A 17,326-nucleotide genomic window follows, 5' to 3' on the forward strand; every position below is an offset into this window, starting at 1 on the left:
TTGGTCTGCCCAGGGTTGTAGATATCGTAATTTGATGTTCCTTACCACGAGCTTGAGGCTACAGTACTTGCAATAACCCAACACCCGCAACAAGTTCAATTTACTTCAACTCATATTTAGGAATAGCTTAGATCACTACCTAGTCGTACCATTTTCTTTTGGAAACAGCGAATTATAGCTCTTTATTATAATTCCTTTGATTTCTCTATATCCAATAACATACATATTCCAAAAATTAAAGGCATTGTATCTATTTAATGGTACATATGCTATGAATATAGAAAGTACTATCGGAAAAATGCTTGCAATTCCGATAGCGTAGACAGATTTAAATAACATTATTCCGATGTAGTCGGCAAGTAAATTTACCGCCAGCATACACAAAATCTTATAAAAGTTAATTTTGGGCATGTGGATTACGTCAAGTGTTAAACCAAAATACCGGTCAGCGGGATACAGGACAGTCATTACCATAAAAATTCTTAGCAGATTTACAGCTTCTGTATTCAAATACTTTTCGCCACCGATGGCCAATATAATAGGTTCCGCAAAGACTATTGAAAGCAATGCTATACCGAATATTAAAATGGAAACTATCCCGATCATCTTTTTCATTACAAACATCATGTTATCCTTGTCATCATTATTGAAATACCCTGATAAGCTCGGCATGCCGGAAGATGCAAAGCTAAGTAGTGGCATTTCAACAAGTTGGATTAATTTTCCAGATAAATTATAGATGGCCAGTGCAGCCGGTCCGAGGAAATAACTGATGAAGAACGTATCAATAACTTTAAACAAATTAGAACTGACATAAGTGCCCACGCTGTACTTTCCAAAGTCAAATAACTGTTTAATCGAATTTTTGGTTGTGAACCTCAAAGAGTTAATTCTAGACCAACCGAATATCATAATGATAATACTTGCGCTTAGATTACACATAATGTAGGTCAAAATAATCGACTGCAAGTTGGCGGCCTTTAAGGTCATTAGCACGATCACCGTGCCAGTAAATAGAATTTGGTTGATTAACCTTACCCAAAGATACCGGTCAAATCTTTTATCAGCTTGTAAAACCAAACTTGACATAAACGTCGGCAATGTCGCCAAGGAAATAAGTGAAAAGTACTTTATTAACAAAAAGATACCTTCATCTGTTATTTCCAATGGTAAAATATAAACAATTCCATTAATCAAGATTAATATCGCTGTTATTACCAGAGCTATAGCCCAAGCTGATCCTGCAACTTCGCGTGCCCTCATTTCATTGGTACCCGAGTAAAACTTTATGAATGATGTTGTCAAGAAGCCGGATCTTAAAGTATCAATCAAGCCAAAAATCGCCATAAAGAATACGTATATACCGATTTCCTTCAACGATAATGCACGGTAAAGTAGTGCCATCGTTAACATGCCGAAAGCTGCCATTACACCATTTCCAATTAATGATTGTAAATGGATGTTTTTTAGCGAGAGTAAGATATTTCTTATGAGCTGCATGGGGAATAATATTCGGTAGTCAAGAACTTAGAGGCTATAATTTAAGATGACCATTCCGACGGCTCAATTCAATGTATATATTCTCGATTTGCTTGGTCATTCTCTCGTTATCGTAGTCTCTTTTAATTGTTTCTAAAGCATTTGCACCTAAACTGTTTAATAGTTCCACGTTGCCAGCAAGCATCACAATGGAATCAGCTAGTACTTGCGGTGATGACACCGGAACTAGAATTCCATTTTTCATGTGTTCTATTACTTCTTTGGTCCCATCAATTGCAGTAGCAATTACAGCTTTCTTCATAGCCATAGCTTCTAATAATCCAATAGGAAGACCCTCCCATAGAGATGGCAGACAGTAGATGTCTATTGCCTTCAACACAGCAGGAACATCTTCCCTAAACTGTGTGAATATAATTCTATCATGAACTTTCAACTCCTTCGCCAAAGCTATAGATTGTTCTTTCAGATCCCCTTCTCCAACAAACAAAAACTTAATCTTGAGGTCTTCAGGTATCAAACTTATCGCCTTAATTAAGGTAAATGGATCCTTTTGTTTCGTTATTCTAACAACGTACCCCACGAGGATGTCTCTCTCACCAATACCGAATTCGCCCCTAAGGCCAGAAACCCCCAGTCGATAGTTAAACTTATCAAGATCAATCCCTGACCGTATTACTTTCGCTTCTGCAATCTTAAAGTGGCTTCGTCCATCCAAAAGATTGTTGTTTGAAACACAGATAGTAAAGTCAGATTTCTTTATTAATTGCGATTCACTAAACAAGCGAATTTTTTTGACAAAGAAACTCTGATCAGGATGGAATGACCAACCGTGTACAGTGTATATCAGTGGAATTCCACATTTTCGTGCGGCATAGAAAGAGTTCGAGTTAGCACGAGTTCCGTGTGCATGAACAATATCAATTTTGTTGTCTACTAGGATCTTTTCTACCTGACCCCACTTTGTAAAATCAAACGGCTTTTCTGTTTTCAATACATAAGTCTTGATACCTCTAGCCCGCATCTTGTCTACCATAGGTCCTTCGGTGAATGCTAACAAGAGACTTTCAAAATGTTCACTGTTCAATTGTTCTATTAAATTTATTACATGCGTTTCACCACCGCCAATTTTCCCCTGTCGGATTGTATGCAGAACCTTAATCTTGTTTTTCATGTATCTGTATGTTATATCGCGTTAGTGCGGTCATGTCTTGTAGCAACAGAGAGCTTATTGGCTCTTTTGGCATTCACCAGAGCAAATATTTGTAATAAAACGAACTTAGGAATCGATATAAGCGCGCGATAAATGCTTTTATCTGCCGTAAAAAAGAATAATGATCTAAAGAAAACAAATAGAAACAGTATTCCAGCGAACACTAAAAGCAAAAGAAATTCCGGATAATAGATCACATCCACAATAGCAATCATAAATGCAAATAGAAAGAGTAAGAACAAAGGCGGACGCAACAACATAATACTAAATATGAACTTGTTCCAGCTTCGATAAAATACGGAAGATGCCATCATCTTCGCTCCCCAAGAAGCGTATTTGAACCATGTATTTATCCAGCGTGCGCGCTGTTCTACTAATTGTTTTGACTTGCTTGTTTTGGTGTCATATACCACGGCATTTTTAGCAAAGGCAATTCTCGTTTCAGAGTCAACTAATTGATACTGTAAAAGTTTATCAAACCCCGCACCACTAATTACTTGCCCACCAAGCGCTGTGACGTATAGCTGGGTAGAAAACGCCATCCCTGAACCAGCTAAAGAAGCCGAAGACCCAACTTTGAATAGCAAAAACCTATCTATATAACGATAGTAAATGTCTCCAGCCTCATCAAGGCATGCCAATTCCGAATTCAAGTTCTTGGCCTTCCTTACGCCCTGGACTGCATCAAATCCGGCATCAAAATATCTATTTAATTCACGAAAATATTCTGGATCAACTATATTATCACTGTCAATTATAGTTATTCTATCATGATTTCGCTTAAAGTTCTGAATTGCATAAAAGTGCGACCTTATGTTATTAGCGAGTACCATTTCCGGCCTAAGGACATATACCCTCGGGTCTTCAAACACTAGAGATGAAATGTCACAGTTGTCAGCCACAACGTAAATGCAAAAGTTACTATAACTACACTCCAAAATCGAGTTAACTACGTCAGGGATCAATTGTACTTGCTCGTAAGCTGTCACAATTACAGCATAATCAGCCTCTTCCACCATCACATCTTTTAATACATGCCTTTTAGACTTAAACAAAAGTAATACAGTTAATACTGCTGGATAAATACAAAAACCAACAACGTATAAATGGAAGAAAACTAAGATGAAATCTATAATACTCATGGAGAGTTCTACTAGGTAATGCAAATTTAATTTAAAAAAAAGTATGTTTGATATGGGTAAACATTTCCCCAACTGATTTCTCCCAGGTATGTGTCCGTGCGAATATTATTCGCTGCTCTTGTAGGTTTTGATCATCTGACGATATAGCTTTGCTTATTAATTCGACATACTCCTCCTTAGTTTCGGCCAGGAACACGTAATCTTTGAAAATTTCCATTGACACAGTCTTAGTGGCTATGACAGGTTTTCCAAAAAGCAGATATTCATCGATCTTCCGAGGGTAATTTCCAAGAGTAATTTCGTTAACTAGTTGGGGATTTATACAGACATCGAAGTATCTGATATATGTCGAAATAAGATAGGTCGGCTTTTGCCCTAAAAAGAAAACATTGGAGATACTATGAAGCCTACTATGTCTGAATTCATTGTCTTCATAACCTACAAGTACTAACGAGTACGAAGGAAAACTTAAAGCAATATGCACAATAATATCGATGTCGAGTCTTGCACTACTCAAAGCACCAACATAACCGATTATTTTACCGGTAACATGTTCAAGATCTTCAGGCTTACTGGGTTTTAAGGTGGGTTGATCATCAATTTCGGCCCCTTGCCCGATATTGTATGAATTCGGATTGTATTTTCGACAGTAAAGTGTCAAGTATTGAGAATTGCAAAGACAGAGATCAGAGTTTTGAATCAACAATGGTTCAAGCCTTGATCCATGTTTTTTCCAATATGGCACCCCAATTAAAAAGTCCCTTAGATAGTAAATACTTATTGTTGGTTTTAGAAGTTTGGCCACATAAAAACCCTTAAAGATTTCACCATCATTAAACAAAACATATTTTTCGAAATTTAGAACTGATAAAGCTGTTGCTATCGATTTTGCAAACTTCCTATTGTTTCTTTTGTTAAAAAAATCAAATATAATATCACTGTTAATCCAATTGATTGATTCTACCATACAATCAGGATAGTAAATCCAGAGATTATGTTGAACTTCAACAAGCGCTTCTTCCTTGTGATTGATCACTCTAAGACGTCTTATTACATCAACATCACCTCTTCCTTTCAATCTTGTAATTCTATCTAAAGGGGAATTCACATAAAGCACGCGGTTAGTTTTACTTAGTTCTAGTGCAATGTTTTTGCAATTGCTACCTATACCAGTATCCCAAGATTGCTGACCAATTATCAAAATATCAAGTGTGGTAATAAGTTCGTTCATAATCTAAGATACCGTAATATGACCTAAGCTAATTCCCATCGACCATCATTAATGTTGTATTTTTTAATCACTTTTGCGGGATTACCAACTGCAACAGTAAATTCGGGAACATCTTTCGTAACTACACTGCCTGCACCAATTACACAGTGGCGTCCAAGCCTCACTCCAGCCGTTACCACGCAATTTGCACCGATCCAGACCTCGTCTTCGATGATTATTTCTTTACAGGTAACAGGTTGCTTCGAGGTTGGAATACTTACATCCTCATAACCATGATTTAAACCTGAAACCACTATATTTTGGGCCAGCATAACATCGTTCCCAATGCTTACCGGCCCAATTACTACGCAGCCAAGGCCTACAATTGTATTTTTACCGATAATAACATTCCCGACACCGTTGTTAATTGTAGCAAAATCCTCTATTATCGATCTGTCCCCCAGTAAAAACGCATTAAATGGGAACACATCCATTCTGGAACTATTCCGAATAACTGAGTTTCTACCCTTTTTATGCTTAAAGGGATTCAAGAACAACCTGACCCAAATTCTTGGACTATGTTCATTTTCAGGAATTAGTAACCTTAAGGCAAGTCGCTTCAAGCGTGGATCGGCCTTTATTTTAGAAATAATCGACATATTCTTAATTTCGTGCTAGTCAGGTTTACGTTTCAATCCGCTTCTCAAACCGATAATAAAGCAAATTAACACTGGTAAGGCAAATACTTCAAATGGCATAAGTAGTTTAAAAAATTAATCCTTCCTCTTTCTTTTCTAGTTCCGGGCTTTTATAGATGAATACCCATGATAGGTATACGACAATTGAAGAAGGCATCGAATTAATCACCTCGTTGCCATAACTACAAAATAATATACCAGCAAATCCGGAGGTTAGTGCAATCATCTTTATCTTAACGCTCTTATTTTCTAGTCGCCATACAATTCCACAACACTTGCCGAAGATATACAACATAATTGACAGCCAAATTGTAAATCCTACAATTCCATACATCGCCCAGACTTTCACAAAATAGCTGTCAGGAGGGACTGTTGACAAAAATTTATCGGAGTTATACAAAATTCCATTATGCCCTGTTACCCCTAAGCCACCCCCAAATGGTCGAGTACTCATATATTCACGTAAAAGCTTCTGAGTATTAAACCTAACGTTCAATGAAGGGTCGTCAGGGTTTACAGCAGATCTCAACCTATAAATCTGATAATTACTATTTCCAATATAAGTGAATTTCAGGAACGACAAAAAGAGTAGGCCAATCAATCCCCCTAAAAGGAGTACCTTAAGATTCTTACTTAAGATTAGTGCAACAAATCCCCCAACAACTAAGGCGAATAGTGCCCCCCGCGTGCCTGATATGAGCATTCCATATAGCATTAAAACCGAACAACATAGAAAAACAACTTTGATCCATCTTCTAAAAGGTCCAAATCCCAAAATTAAAGAGATAAGTCCCAACTGTGCCTGTGAAGCACCGAATTGCCCAGCGTCACTATAGAATGAAAATACCCGCAACCGGCCAAACAAAATGTGTGTTATTGCCCCACCCTCATTTAAGAACGCTTGTTCCCCTGATGAGGGACCAAAATATAGTTGTTTGATTCCATTTAATGATGCTAGTGTCGAGAGGCCAACTATGACTAAAAGGAAGACATCTAAATGGCGATTATCCCGAAATATTAATAACCCTAACATAACCATTGAAAGAGGATATAAGGCTGTAGAACGAATTTCAGAGATCCAACCCATGAAAGAAGCACCAGGGTTTAGGACTTCAAGGATACTTATTACAAACCAGAGCAACAATAAATATAGTAGGTCGTGGTTGATACTAGTATATTCTTTAGGTGGAGTTTTTATCAAGACCGCTACAAGTGAAACTAAAATCAAGCCCTCAATCAATAATCCGTATTGAAATCCACCAATCTCTCTATCAAAAATTCCATAGATAAAACAATAAGTTAGCAAGATAAATAAAAGTACAACCCTCATCCTACAACTTATGCTACCTGATCACCCTTATACTTGTTCAGTACCCAACCTATAAAGCCAGGATGTTCACTAATTACCTTGATGAGATTTTTATCAGCATCATTTAGAACTCTACCCGACTCATATACGCAAAGAGTCTGTTCAGTGAACATTAGCCACTCTTTAGTAATATTCATCTCATTTAGACTATTGATATCAATGATGATGAGATCGAATTCGCGACGAAGAATGTCAAATCCAGCTTTTAGGTTCTTTACATTCTGAATCTCAAAGAGCGAATTTTTTTCCGTTGTCTTATTCATTATAGTGATCAGGTCTTCAACATGAATTTCTTTTTTAACGAGAAACTTTTGGAAGTTTTGGTTTATTGAAAGTTCTTTACTCCCGGAGGAGGTAATAGGCTGATCATCTGCAATCAAAAGTATTTTTTTTCCGGTCATTGCGAATGCATAGGCAAGGCCATACGAAAGAAAAGTCTTTCCTTCTCCATTATCAAGGCTGGTCACTCCAAGGATCTTGGTGGCGCGTTCATCCATCTTAGTATTGATCTCAAACCGAAGGGATCTTAACAAATCTTTAAAAATTTTGAAATCATTATTCTCGCCTTTATTCGCCCAAATGCTTCTAATTTCGCGATCGGATCCCCCAAGCATGTTAATCATTCCAATACACTTGGATCCGGTAATCTGCTCAAGCTGGCTAGCCGTTATAACGGACCTATTCGTTATAAACAACAACACCAAAAATGAGAAACACAAGAAGATACTTGAAAGACCTGCACCAGCGACATATAGCCCTCCTTTGGATGGCTCAGGACTGCCAGGTAATCCATATTGCTCGATCTGTAGTTGAAGGCCTAATTTTTGCTTTGCGGTACTAGTATTATAGATCTCCAAAGCCGCCGTGTACTCTTTAGTTGCTAACTCTGCTTCCCTTTGATAGTTTTGTATATCGGCGTCGAAAGGAACCATACTCTGATATCTAGCTCTCAAAATAGATAATTGATTATCCAATGTTCTAATACTGCTTTTAGCTTGTTGCAAGGCAATTTCCAAAGCCAATTTTTGCTGCACCAAGCTTTGTTTTGAGGTTCTCGGATCTAATATATTTTCATCAATGTTTTTAGAACTCTTTTCACTAATGATTTTTGTTAAAGAATCAACTTTCTTTTGGTCTTTCGCATTAAAATTATTGTCGATGTAGCTGGCATTCGCTATTTCCAATTGCCTTTTCAATCTAACTATCTCTTGGTTATCATTTCTGCTGCTTCCTCTAACATATGGATCGTTGCCCTTCAATTTCGCCTCTATTACGGAGATTGCTCCAGAATTAGATTGAATTTCTTTCAAAGCTTGTGCTCTTTCAACTTCATACCGCGATATTTGCGTGTATACTGTTGCGGACTGTTCATCTAAATTCAATACGCCTTTCGACCTCTTAAATTCAGAAAGCGCATTGTTCTTTTCATTCATAATGATTTCCTTACGTCTTAACAAAGAATCAAGCACCGCAAGAGAAACATTCTGGTTAGTATTCATTTCGGAACTGTGATTCAGGATGAATTCGGAAGCAAGCGTATTAACAACGAAAGCTGATAATTCAGCATGTTCAGACACAAAATCTATATTGATGAAGTCACTATTTTCTACATGGGAAATCTCAACTTTTTCAGCTAAATCTTCCTCCCCATACCCCATAGAAGTGACGATGTCATACAGACGATATTTGGCCTTGTTATCAGCTAGAGTAAGAAGCGATTTATTTGAAAGTCTCGTTTTAAAAATCTCTAGTAGCTCTACTTTCTGTTCCTGATTTAAAGAATCAAGCTGCTTACTATAGCTTCTAAATGGGCTCTTTGAGTTCTGCAGATCATGAATCATAAGGTGGTAGGACAGCAGATCCGAGATCTTTTTAGCCTTTAACTTCTCAATAATACCATTAAACTGTAGACTTACTGCAAAGAAATCAGTTGTCTCACTAGAAACTAATTTCTTTGAGGGATCAAGAATACCTGTCGATATACGTGCCTCGGAACGATATTTCTTAGGCAGATTTTTCGTTAAAAAATAAGTAACTGTAGCAGCAATTATAGGCACTATGATCAAAAGCCACTTATATCTGTTAACGAGTTTTAGAAATGATTTTATATCCATCAATGTGTTATTTAACGTCAGAAAGCTTCACCCCAATAATTTCTTCAAGTAAATCCTTAGCTTTCAAATATTCAATCTCCGTTGCTACTTTTTCCGACTCCGAAGCAGACTGATTTAGCCTGGATTGGTTGTAAGCATCAAGTGTGATCTCACCTTTTTCGAACTTGTTGCGCAGACTTTCGCTAACACCTTTATTATCCTGCGCTATTTTTGTCGCGATCTTAAGTTGGCTAATCTGCTGTACGTAATCGTAATATCTTCTTTTAACCTCCATCTCGACAGCTTTGTCATTCTGTTGAGCTTCTAAAACAGCAATCTTGTAATCTGCTTTCGCTCGTTTAACCTGATAAGGCTTGGCCAAAAGGTTTCCAACATTGACACTCACACCTAACTGAATACCATTGAAGTTGTATGGATTCACGGGATCAAGAACAGACTTATTTTCCGGTCGATAGAAATAAGAACCATTTAAAATGTCGAGATATGATGCTTGTGCAATAGAGATACCTGTTTTTACGAGTTCCTTTTTCGCTTCAGCAATCTTCATCTGTGGGAAGTTTGTTTTTGCCAAGTCAATATACTTTTGAAGATCAGAGTAATTGATATCTTTCAATATTGATTCCTGTGCATTACTTTCCACACTTCCAAGTAAGAAAATAGATAAGGTAATTTGTAGTAGTTTTTTCATTGAGAACTAAGAGTTAAGATGGTTGTTTTATTTAAGATCGGAAAAGACTAAACGTTTTCCTTTTGAATCAAAGCAGGTATGGTCTTTAAGATAATTTTCAAATCCAGCAAGATTGAATAGTTTGCTGCATAAAAATTATCAAGTTCCTTGCGCTCCTGATCAGACATATCTTTTTGACCACGCTTACTGATTTGCCAAAGGCCAGTAAGTCCGGCAGGGCCCAAAAAGCGGGTCGACCATTCATTAGTCGTTAATTGCTCGGCTTCATAGAGCGGTAAAGGTCTATTTCCAACCAGCGACATATCTCCGATTAACACATTTACAAGCTGAGGAAGCTCGTCAATACTCGTCTTTCGCAAAAATTTTCCAACCTTGGTGACGCGGGGATCATTTTTAAACTTCACAAAGGCAGATTTCGCCTTTGTATCGCTTGATTGTACATCACCGGAATATTGGTTAAGATCAGAAATGGTGTCAAGCATTTTGTCTGCATCACTGCGCATTGATCTAAACTTGTAAAAGTTAAAGATTTTATAGCCAGCACCTACTCGCTTGCTTTTATAAATCACAGGGCCTGGCGATTCTAACTTCACACAAATGGCTGTCACCAGTAACAACGGAGAAAGCACCAAAAGTCCAATGCCTGATGCGACAATGTCAAAAGCACGTTTTACCATCGGCACCTGATATTCGACATCCATCTGCTTTGACAGTTCCAATAACCGCGGCTTTATTAGCTTGAACTTGATAAGAAAATTCAAGCGCTCAAAAAAGTCTTCTAACGGGAAGGGATAAGTATAATAGTCGTTTACCTTTAGCTTTAGCGCTTTTTTCCTCCAAGCCTTATCTTCTTTTATTCCAGCTAAAACAACGATCAAACCTTGTAGAAGTGGATTACTCTTGATGTAAGCAACCTGCTCAAAACAATCCTTATTATCATCAACCTCAATGATCAAAATATCTGGCAGGGACAACAAAGACCTATTATCCAGATACACCTTAAATTTCAAGGGATGGTCAAAATGTTCCAGACTGTAATTTGACCTATCATCAAATATTGTCGTTTTTAACAAATTCCCATAGTACACGATCTTAGCGGTTATCATCGGAATGGTAGTTGTTGAAATCATGAGGCGAGAAGTTCTGAAATGGAGGTTTTTAGAGCTGTTGGATTAAAGGGCTTTTGGAGATAGCACTCGACATTAAAGGACATGTCTTCAACTCTCTGAGCCAAGTCGTCAGCGCCGGACAATATAATTACCGGCGTATTCCTATAAAAGCCACTCAATTTTAGATTTTTTATTAATGAACTGCCATCGAAATATGGCATCATAAGATCAGAAATGATCAAATCAGGATCATTTCCTTCCTCTAACCACGCTATTGCTTCTATCCCACTGGTCTTGATAACCAGGTCGTACGTCGAAGATAAGATGAAGTTGAGCAATTTAAGGATACTAGGTTCGTCATCTATAATAAGAATCACATTCCTAGAATTCATACTATTGTCCATAAGTGATTAAAAGTATTAAGAGGTTAATTACCAATATTTCACAAACTTAAGAATAATTTTTAACCGTTTTTGCACGCTTGTCTTTAAAAATTAAATATTTTTATTTCTAAATGTGGAGATATCCCCCAACGACCCTCGACTATAAATATAAATACATGTTAGTCCGAAGTCGTCTCCGCATTGATCTAGTCTCCTTGAAGGCTATATTGAACTCTAAAACAGCTATTTACCTTCGATCATTTGGATCATATTTAAAATAAATTTGTAAATTGGCGACAACACACCCACATTGGGTATAATATCCACACAATATTTCTTCATGATGTGAAGAATTTCACAGTGGATGAGCATCGGTATCATATATTAGGTTACAGAATCTTAAAACTCTATGGATAATAACACGCTCTCACAAATTACTTACCTGGAAAATTGCGCTAAAGCCACCAGATCAAACTACAAAGAATTTGAGAAAGGGCTTGAGCTCGCTTCGTTTTTATGCGACACCTCGGGTGCAAGTTTAACATTACTGCCCGAAAAAAGAAGGTGGCAGAAAGTTGAAAACATTCATACCTCCGGTACCTTCTCGTACAATGACGACCCATACTTCCGGCACGTCTTGGAATGTCCGACAATAACCGAATTGTTTGAACCTGTCGTGGATATTACATCGTTAACGCCCAACGATTTCTATGACACACTAAATTATTACGCAGGTGTCCCCTTGTTTAGCTCAAAAGGTGAAAGGATTGGCAGCCTTGCCGTTTTTAACCGCAGTCTGAAGCCCCCTTTAAATGGGCATCAGCGAAAGCTAATGACCTTACTTGGCAGCCAGCTGGTTGCGCTATACGAAGCAAGCGAGAAAAAACAAAAGTTCAATCAACCGTCAAGAGAATCTAAGGCCAGGGATTTTATTTTCGAACCAGAAGATTTTCAAACAAATTCTTTTGAACAAGGTTCTGAACTGACAACAGACACTGAAATAATTAAGCAAGTTCAGTATTTGAAATCTAAAATACGCGAAATTGAGCAAACAAGATGCCTGTCCTCCATCGGAAGTTGGGTTCTTGACCTCAGCACATCTACATGTTTATGGTCGGAAATGATGCTAAAGATATTTCAGCTCGAAAAGGCCACACAACCTTCCATCGAAGATGAATTATCATTTTATACGCCACAAAGTAAAGCATTAAGAATAGCCGCCTTCCACGCTGCCATACAAGAAGGTATCAGCTGGAATTTAGAACTACAGATAAAAAGAAAGGATGGCAGCAGTGCTTGGATAAGATCCTACGGCATTCCAGATATACAGGATGGAATCTGCAAAAGAGTTTTCGGAACTGCCCAAGACATTACCGCGGTTAAGAATATAGAAGCCGGACTTGTAGCAGCAAAAGAAGAAGCTGAACTGGCTAATAAAGCTAAGTCTGAATTCCTCGCAAACATGAGCCATGAAATTCGGACACCTTTGAATGGAATAATAGGGTTTACTGATTTGCTCACAAAGACTGACCTAAATGAAACACAACAAGAGTACTTGAACATTGTCGCGCAATCCAGCAATGCACTGCTTAACACAATCAATGATATTTTAGATTTCTCGAAAATAGAAGCTGGAAAGCTGGAGATACATCAAACGAAAAGCAGTCTCCATGAATTAATCGGAGAATCAGCGGATGTTGTAAAGTACCAGGTCCAAAGCAAACAGCTCGAGTTGATCGTGGACATATCAACCAATGCTGCGAAAATCGTTTGGGTAGACGAGATCCGACTAAAACAAATTCTGATAAATCTACTCAGCAATGCAGTGAAATTTACCGAGGTCGGCGAGATTTCACTGAGACTGCATCCAACAACCTCAGAAGATTCTAATGGGGAGGTAACCTATCGCTTCTCTGTAACTGACACTGGCATTGGGATCCAGCCTGATAAATTACTTAAGATTTTCGAGGCTTTCTCCCAGGAAGATGCATCAACTACAAAAAAATACGGGGGAACGGGTCTTGGATTAACCATTTCCAACAAGCTGTTAGAATTGATGGGCAGCAAGCTGGAAGTTTTGAGCCTTCCTGGAAAAGGCAGTTTATTTTTCTTTGATTTAAACTTAAAAACTGAATCCTCTGAGATGGTCCGGGTGCAGAGTTATCAGGGTATTAACAAAGTACTGATTGTAGATAACAATTCAAATAACCGAACGATCATTAACAGAATGCTACTTCTTAACCAAATTGAGTCCCAAGAAGCTAGTAGTGGCATGGAAGCCATTAACTTGATTGCAGAGGGTGGGAAATATGATGTTATTCTGATGGACTATCACATGCCCAACATGGACGGTCTTGAAACCATCAGAAGGATTAAAAAGATCTACGGCAATCCACGAATTGAACCTGCTTTTATACTGCTCCATAGCTCCTCAGACGAGGTGATTCTCCGGGAATGCGGCAGACTTCAGATCACGCATCGATTGCTGAAGCCTATCAAAATTAAAGATTTAAATAATGTGCTTAACAACCTGATATCAAACGCAGAGACAATTCAACACATCAAATCGCAACGCGCCGAAGCAATCGCCGAATCTTTTAACATTATCATAGCTGAAGATAATGCTGTAAATATGCTATTAGCTAAGACCATCGTCAAAAGAATTGCTCCAAATGCGACTATTTTCGAGGCCACTAACGGTGTTGAAGCTGTTGAAATTTACAGCAAGGAAAGCATCGACATCATCCTTATGGATGTTCAAATGCCGGACATGAATGGCTATATTGCTACCAAAGAGATCCGCAAAATTCCTAGTCAGCGACAAATACCAATCATCGCATTCACCGCCGGGAATGTCAAAGGGGAGAAAGAAAAATGCCTTTCATCAGGAATGAACGATTTCATCACAAAACCTGTTGTTGCAAGCACGATTGAGGCTTCCCTAAAGAAATGGTTGAAGCCAACGGATGGTATACATTCACAAAAATGAGGCATTAAAAAAGCCCAGCTTCCGCTGGGCTTTTCTTGCATAAATATTAGTAAAGCAAGTTGCTAAATTTCTGAGCTTAATTCGCTCTCCCTGATTTTTTATCTTTATCTCTACCGATGATATAGCCGGTACCCGCACCAACTACGCCACCAATAATAGCACCTCTACCCTTTTTCTTATCAATCAAAGCTCCACCAAGCGCTCCGGCACCAGCGCCAATGGCAGTACCTTTAGCTGCAGAACTCCAGCCTTTTTTCTGAGTAGTAGTAGTAGTCGTAGTTGTTGCTGAATTTTGAGAAGTTACTGCAGGCGCATTTGCCGCACTACGCTCTTCTGCCAACATCATCAAGCGCTTTTCTTCTGCTTGCTTTGCCTCTTCAGCCTTCTTTTTCTCTAGCTCCGCAAGCTTAGCTTTATTTTCAGCGTCCGCCCGTTTAAAGCTATCTAATCTGATGCTGTCCTTAACTGCAGCAATAGCAGCTTGTTTTGCGGCCTCTTCCTTTTCCTTATTGGAACAAGATGACATCGCCAGGGCAATAAACAATATGGCAAATAAATTTTTCATAATTTTAATATTATTGTGTGCAATTTACATTATAGAAAATATAGTGCCAAAGTGCACCTCTATTATTTATCCATCAAAGGAGACGAGCCCCGCGTCTCTGTTGAGTCCCTATTATCATCTTCGCCATCAGGGTTGTGCGATATTACATCGTTATCAATATTATACCGACGGGAAAGTGTTTGATTGTCGGACGACCGGTCAGCATCTAGGCCTAAGTTGTCCTGCTCGTCATGCCTCAACTCCCGTCCTTGCTCAGGCAACAACTGCTCTCCAGCGGATGGGTTTTTATCTTCTTCCTGATTTGATCCTTTCGTTTCCATAATCATCATTTTAATTAGAAGAACAATCTTTCGCCCCCCAGGTTTGCATTACTGATGTCAATTCTCTATTTTCACCGGAAATATAGATAATACAATATGCGTACAACAGGAAAAGTAAAATGGTTTAATTCAGCGAAAGGTTTCGGTTTCATCACTCCTGAACAAGGAGGAAAAGACATTTTCGTGCATTTTTCAGCAATCGCAGGAGACTCATTCAGAGAACTTAATGAAGGAGATAATGTGGAATTTGAATTAAACGATGGAAAAAAAGGCCCGGAGGCCTCCAATGTAACAGTACTCTAACCTGTTAAACACATCCAAGATCTTAAAGGGTTTGCGCAAGCATGCCCTTTTTTGTTTAGTAGAGATACCTTCAATTTTGCGTATGTGACGCTATTTAAAAATTCAAGGCGTTAAACATTAATAGCAATAGCTGATATATTTGATTTATGGAATTAACCATTTGGGGTGCTGCAGAACAGGTTACGGGCAGCATGCACCTGCTAACATTTGACAATTATAAAGTCTTAATAGATTGCGGACTTGATTATGAGAGAGACACTTATCAGGAAGAAAATCAAAACTTCCCCTTTGATCCTTCTACATTAGACCTTGTTATTCTTACCCATGCACATATTGATCATACTGGTAACCTGCCAACTTTGGTTAGACTTGGATTCCAGGGTCAAGTGTTGTGCACGCCAGCAACTGCGGATCTCACGGAGTTGCTTTTGATGGATGCCGTTAACATCTTTCTATCCAAACAAAAGAAATCCGGGCGGGGAAGAGGCCGCAGGCAACATTCCTCAGGTCCTCCTCCCCTCTATCTCCAGAAACATGTGAACGATACCATGGAACGATTCATTACAATCGGTTTTCACAAGAAGTTTCAATTTCATGAACAAGCATCTTTAACCTTTGTCCCTATCGGGCATCTTCTTGGTGCAGCAGCTGTAATCCTTGAAATCAACGATGGAGGTACAATCAAGAAAATTGGCTTTACAGGAGATGTGGGCAGAAAGAACTATCCAGTACTGGTAGATCCAGAAGTATTGCCGCCACTCGACTATCTTGTGCTTGAATCCACATACGGCGGGAAATTCCACACCAAAGATGAATCCCTTGAAGAGAAGCTCGTCCAGACCATCCAGGAAGCATGTATAAAGTACCCTGGCCGACTAATTATTCCGGCTTTCAGCATCGGAAGAACCCAGGCCCTTGTATTTACGTTGAACAAGATCTTCAGTAAAGGACTGCTACCAAGGGTCCAGATATTTGTCGATAGTCCAATGGCTAACTTTGCGACGGACATCTATAGAAAACATCATGACCTCGTCAATGATGATGCGAAGGAGTTTTACCGTACCAAAGGCGATGAGTTTGACTTTGAGGCCCTATCGTATGTCACAGATAAAAAGGAAAGTGTAACGATATCCAACTATCACGAACCATGCATCATCATCTCCTCAGCAGGTATGCTGGAAGGCGGAAGAATACAGGATCACCTTTTCCACAACATCCAGAACTACTACTGCACGATATTATTCATTGGGTACTGTGCACCAGGAACATTAGGTAATCGTCTGCTACGGGGCGACCCGATTGTACGGTTGAGGGGCAGAGATTTAATGGTATATGCAAGTATTAAGCAAACAGATCTTTTAAGCGGACATGGTGACCACCAGGATCTGATTGATACTTTAATTACCCAGGATCCAGGAAAACTGAAGAATATCTTTTTAGTACACGGTGAAAGAAAAAGCATGGAGCATCTCCGGGATGCCCTTACCGAACTACAGTATAATGCGACAATTGCTGTTAAGGGCACCACTTATCGTATTTAGTATTGTTTATATAGGATTTTTCCAGGAAACATGCAAATTTTACAGGCGACTGTACTAAAATTTATACACAAATCCGAATGCCAGTTCAAACTTGCGATTTCGCGTCTTTTTGAAATTTTACAAGTTAACACGCTGCATATTAGGAGTTTAATTTTATAAAAAAACTTGCTTTTTATTTGGCAGGG

At 38.6% G+C, this 17,326-nt stretch carries 15 protein-coding genes; 3 read left to right on the forward strand and 12 right to left on the reverse strand.

Annotation, left to right across the window (positions count from 1 at the left end; genetic code table 11):
* Positions 1 to 135 precede the first annotated feature (135 nt).
* The 10 genes from ACTHQF_RS16840 to ACTHQF_RS16885 all read right to left on the reverse strand — a co-directional run bounded on the left by ACTHQF_RS16840 (position 136) and on the right by ACTHQF_RS16885 (position 11,444).
* Complete coding sequence (locus ACTHQF_RS16840; RefSeq protein WP_440432064.1) at positions 136 to 1,500, reverse strand: oligosaccharide flippase family protein; 1,365 nt, start codon at positions 1,498 to 1,500, stop codon at positions 136 to 138.
* A gap of 34 nt (positions 1,501 to 1,534) precedes the next feature.
* Positions 1,535 to 2,671, reverse strand: a complete 1,137-nt coding sequence (locus ACTHQF_RS16845) for a glycosyltransferase family 4 protein (protein WP_440432066.1) — start codon at positions 2,669 to 2,671, stop codon at positions 1,535 to 1,537.
* Positions 2,672 to 2,682: 11 nt separating this feature from the next.
* Positions 2,683 to 3,852: a glycosyltransferase gene (locus ACTHQF_RS16850; protein WP_440432068.1), complete on the reverse strand. Its 1,170-nt coding sequence runs from the start codon at positions 3,850 to 3,852 to the stop codon at positions 2,683 to 2,685.
* A 31-nt stretch (positions 3,853 to 3,883) separates the two neighbouring features.
* Entirely contained in the window at positions 3,884 to 5,083 is a 1,200-nt protein-coding gene (locus ACTHQF_RS16855; RefSeq protein ID WP_440432070.1) for a glycosyltransferase, read from the reverse strand.
* A gap of 23 nt (positions 5,084 to 5,106) precedes the next feature.
* The gene (locus ACTHQF_RS16860) at positions 5,107 to 5,721 is read right to left on the reverse strand and encodes an acyltransferase (protein ID WP_440432072.1); all 615 of its coding nucleotides are present in this window, start codon (positions 5,719 to 5,721) and stop codon (positions 5,107 to 5,109) included.
* A gap of 106 nt (positions 5,722 to 5,827) precedes the next feature.
* Positions 5,828 to 7,090, reverse strand: coding sequence for an O-antigen ligase family protein (locus tag ACTHQF_RS16865; protein ID WP_440432074.1), 1,263 nt, complete (start codon positions 7,088 to 7,090; stop codon positions 5,828 to 5,830).
* An 8-nt stretch (positions 7,091 to 7,098) separates the two neighbouring features.
* On the reverse strand, positions 7,099 to 9,243 hold the full coding sequence (locus ACTHQF_RS16870) for an exopolysaccharide transport family protein (protein ID WP_440432076.1): 2,145 nt from the start codon (positions 9,241 to 9,243) through the stop codon (positions 7,099 to 7,101).
* Positions 9,244 to 9,250: 7 nt separating this feature from the next.
* On the reverse strand, positions 9,251 to 9,931 hold the full coding sequence (locus ACTHQF_RS16875; protein ID WP_440432078.1) for a TolC family protein: 681 nt from the start codon (positions 9,929 to 9,931) through the stop codon (positions 9,251 to 9,253).
* Between the two features lie 47 nt (positions 9,932 to 9,978).
* The gene (locus tag ACTHQF_RS16880; protein ID WP_440432080.1) at positions 9,979 to 11,004 is read right to left on the reverse strand and encodes a sugar transferase; all 1,026 of its coding nucleotides are present in this window, start codon (positions 11,002 to 11,004) and stop codon (positions 9,979 to 9,981) included.
* 53 nt (positions 11,005 to 11,057) lie between these two features.
* Complete coding sequence (locus ACTHQF_RS16885; RefSeq protein ID WP_440432081.1) at positions 11,058 to 11,444, reverse strand: response regulator; 387 nt, start codon at positions 11,442 to 11,444, stop codon at positions 11,058 to 11,060.
* A gap of 388 nt (positions 11,445 to 11,832) precedes the next feature.
* Here ACTHQF_RS16885 and ACTHQF_RS16890 point away from each other — a divergent pair, with 388 nt between their 5' ends.
* Complete coding sequence (locus ACTHQF_RS16890) at positions 11,833 to 14,412, forward strand: response regulator (RefSeq protein WP_440432083.1); 2,580 nt, start codon at positions 11,833 to 11,835, stop codon at positions 14,410 to 14,412.
* A 76-nt stretch (positions 14,413 to 14,488) separates the two neighbouring features.
* Here the strand turns inward: ACTHQF_RS16890 and ACTHQF_RS16895 are convergent, their stop codons facing one another.
* Together ACTHQF_RS16895 and ACTHQF_RS16900 are read right to left on the reverse strand one after the other, a co-directional pair.
* Positions 14,489 to 14,977: a YMGG-like glycine zipper-containing protein gene (locus ACTHQF_RS16895; protein ID WP_440432085.1), complete on the reverse strand. Its 489-nt coding sequence runs from the start codon at positions 14,975 to 14,977 to the stop codon at positions 14,489 to 14,491.
* Between the two features lie 62 nt (positions 14,978 to 15,039).
* The gene (locus tag ACTHQF_RS16900) at positions 15,040 to 15,297 is read right to left on the reverse strand and encodes a hypothetical protein (RefSeq protein WP_440432087.1); all 258 of its coding nucleotides are present in this window, start codon (positions 15,295 to 15,297) and stop codon (positions 15,040 to 15,042) included.
* A 96-nt stretch (positions 15,298 to 15,393) separates the two neighbouring features.
* Between ACTHQF_RS16900 and ACTHQF_RS16905 the strand changes: the two genes are divergently transcribed.
* Both ACTHQF_RS16905 and ACTHQF_RS16910 read left to right on the forward strand, forming a co-directional pair.
* Positions 15,394 to 15,600, forward strand: a complete 207-nt coding sequence (locus tag ACTHQF_RS16905; protein WP_440432089.1) for a cold-shock protein — start codon at positions 15,394 to 15,396, stop codon at positions 15,598 to 15,600.
* A 146-nt stretch (positions 15,601 to 15,746) separates the two neighbouring features.
* A complete protein-coding gene (locus ACTHQF_RS16910) occupies positions 15,747 to 17,141 on the forward strand; it encodes an MBL fold metallo-hydrolase (protein ID WP_440432091.1) in 1,395 nt (464 codons plus the stop codon).
* Positions 17,142 to 17,326: the final 185 nt, after the last annotated feature.

It is taken from the genome of Pedobacter sp. SAFR-022 (assembly GCF_051965375.1).
Lineage (GTDB): Bacteria > Bacteroidota > Bacteroidia > Sphingobacteriales > Sphingobacteriaceae > Pedobacter.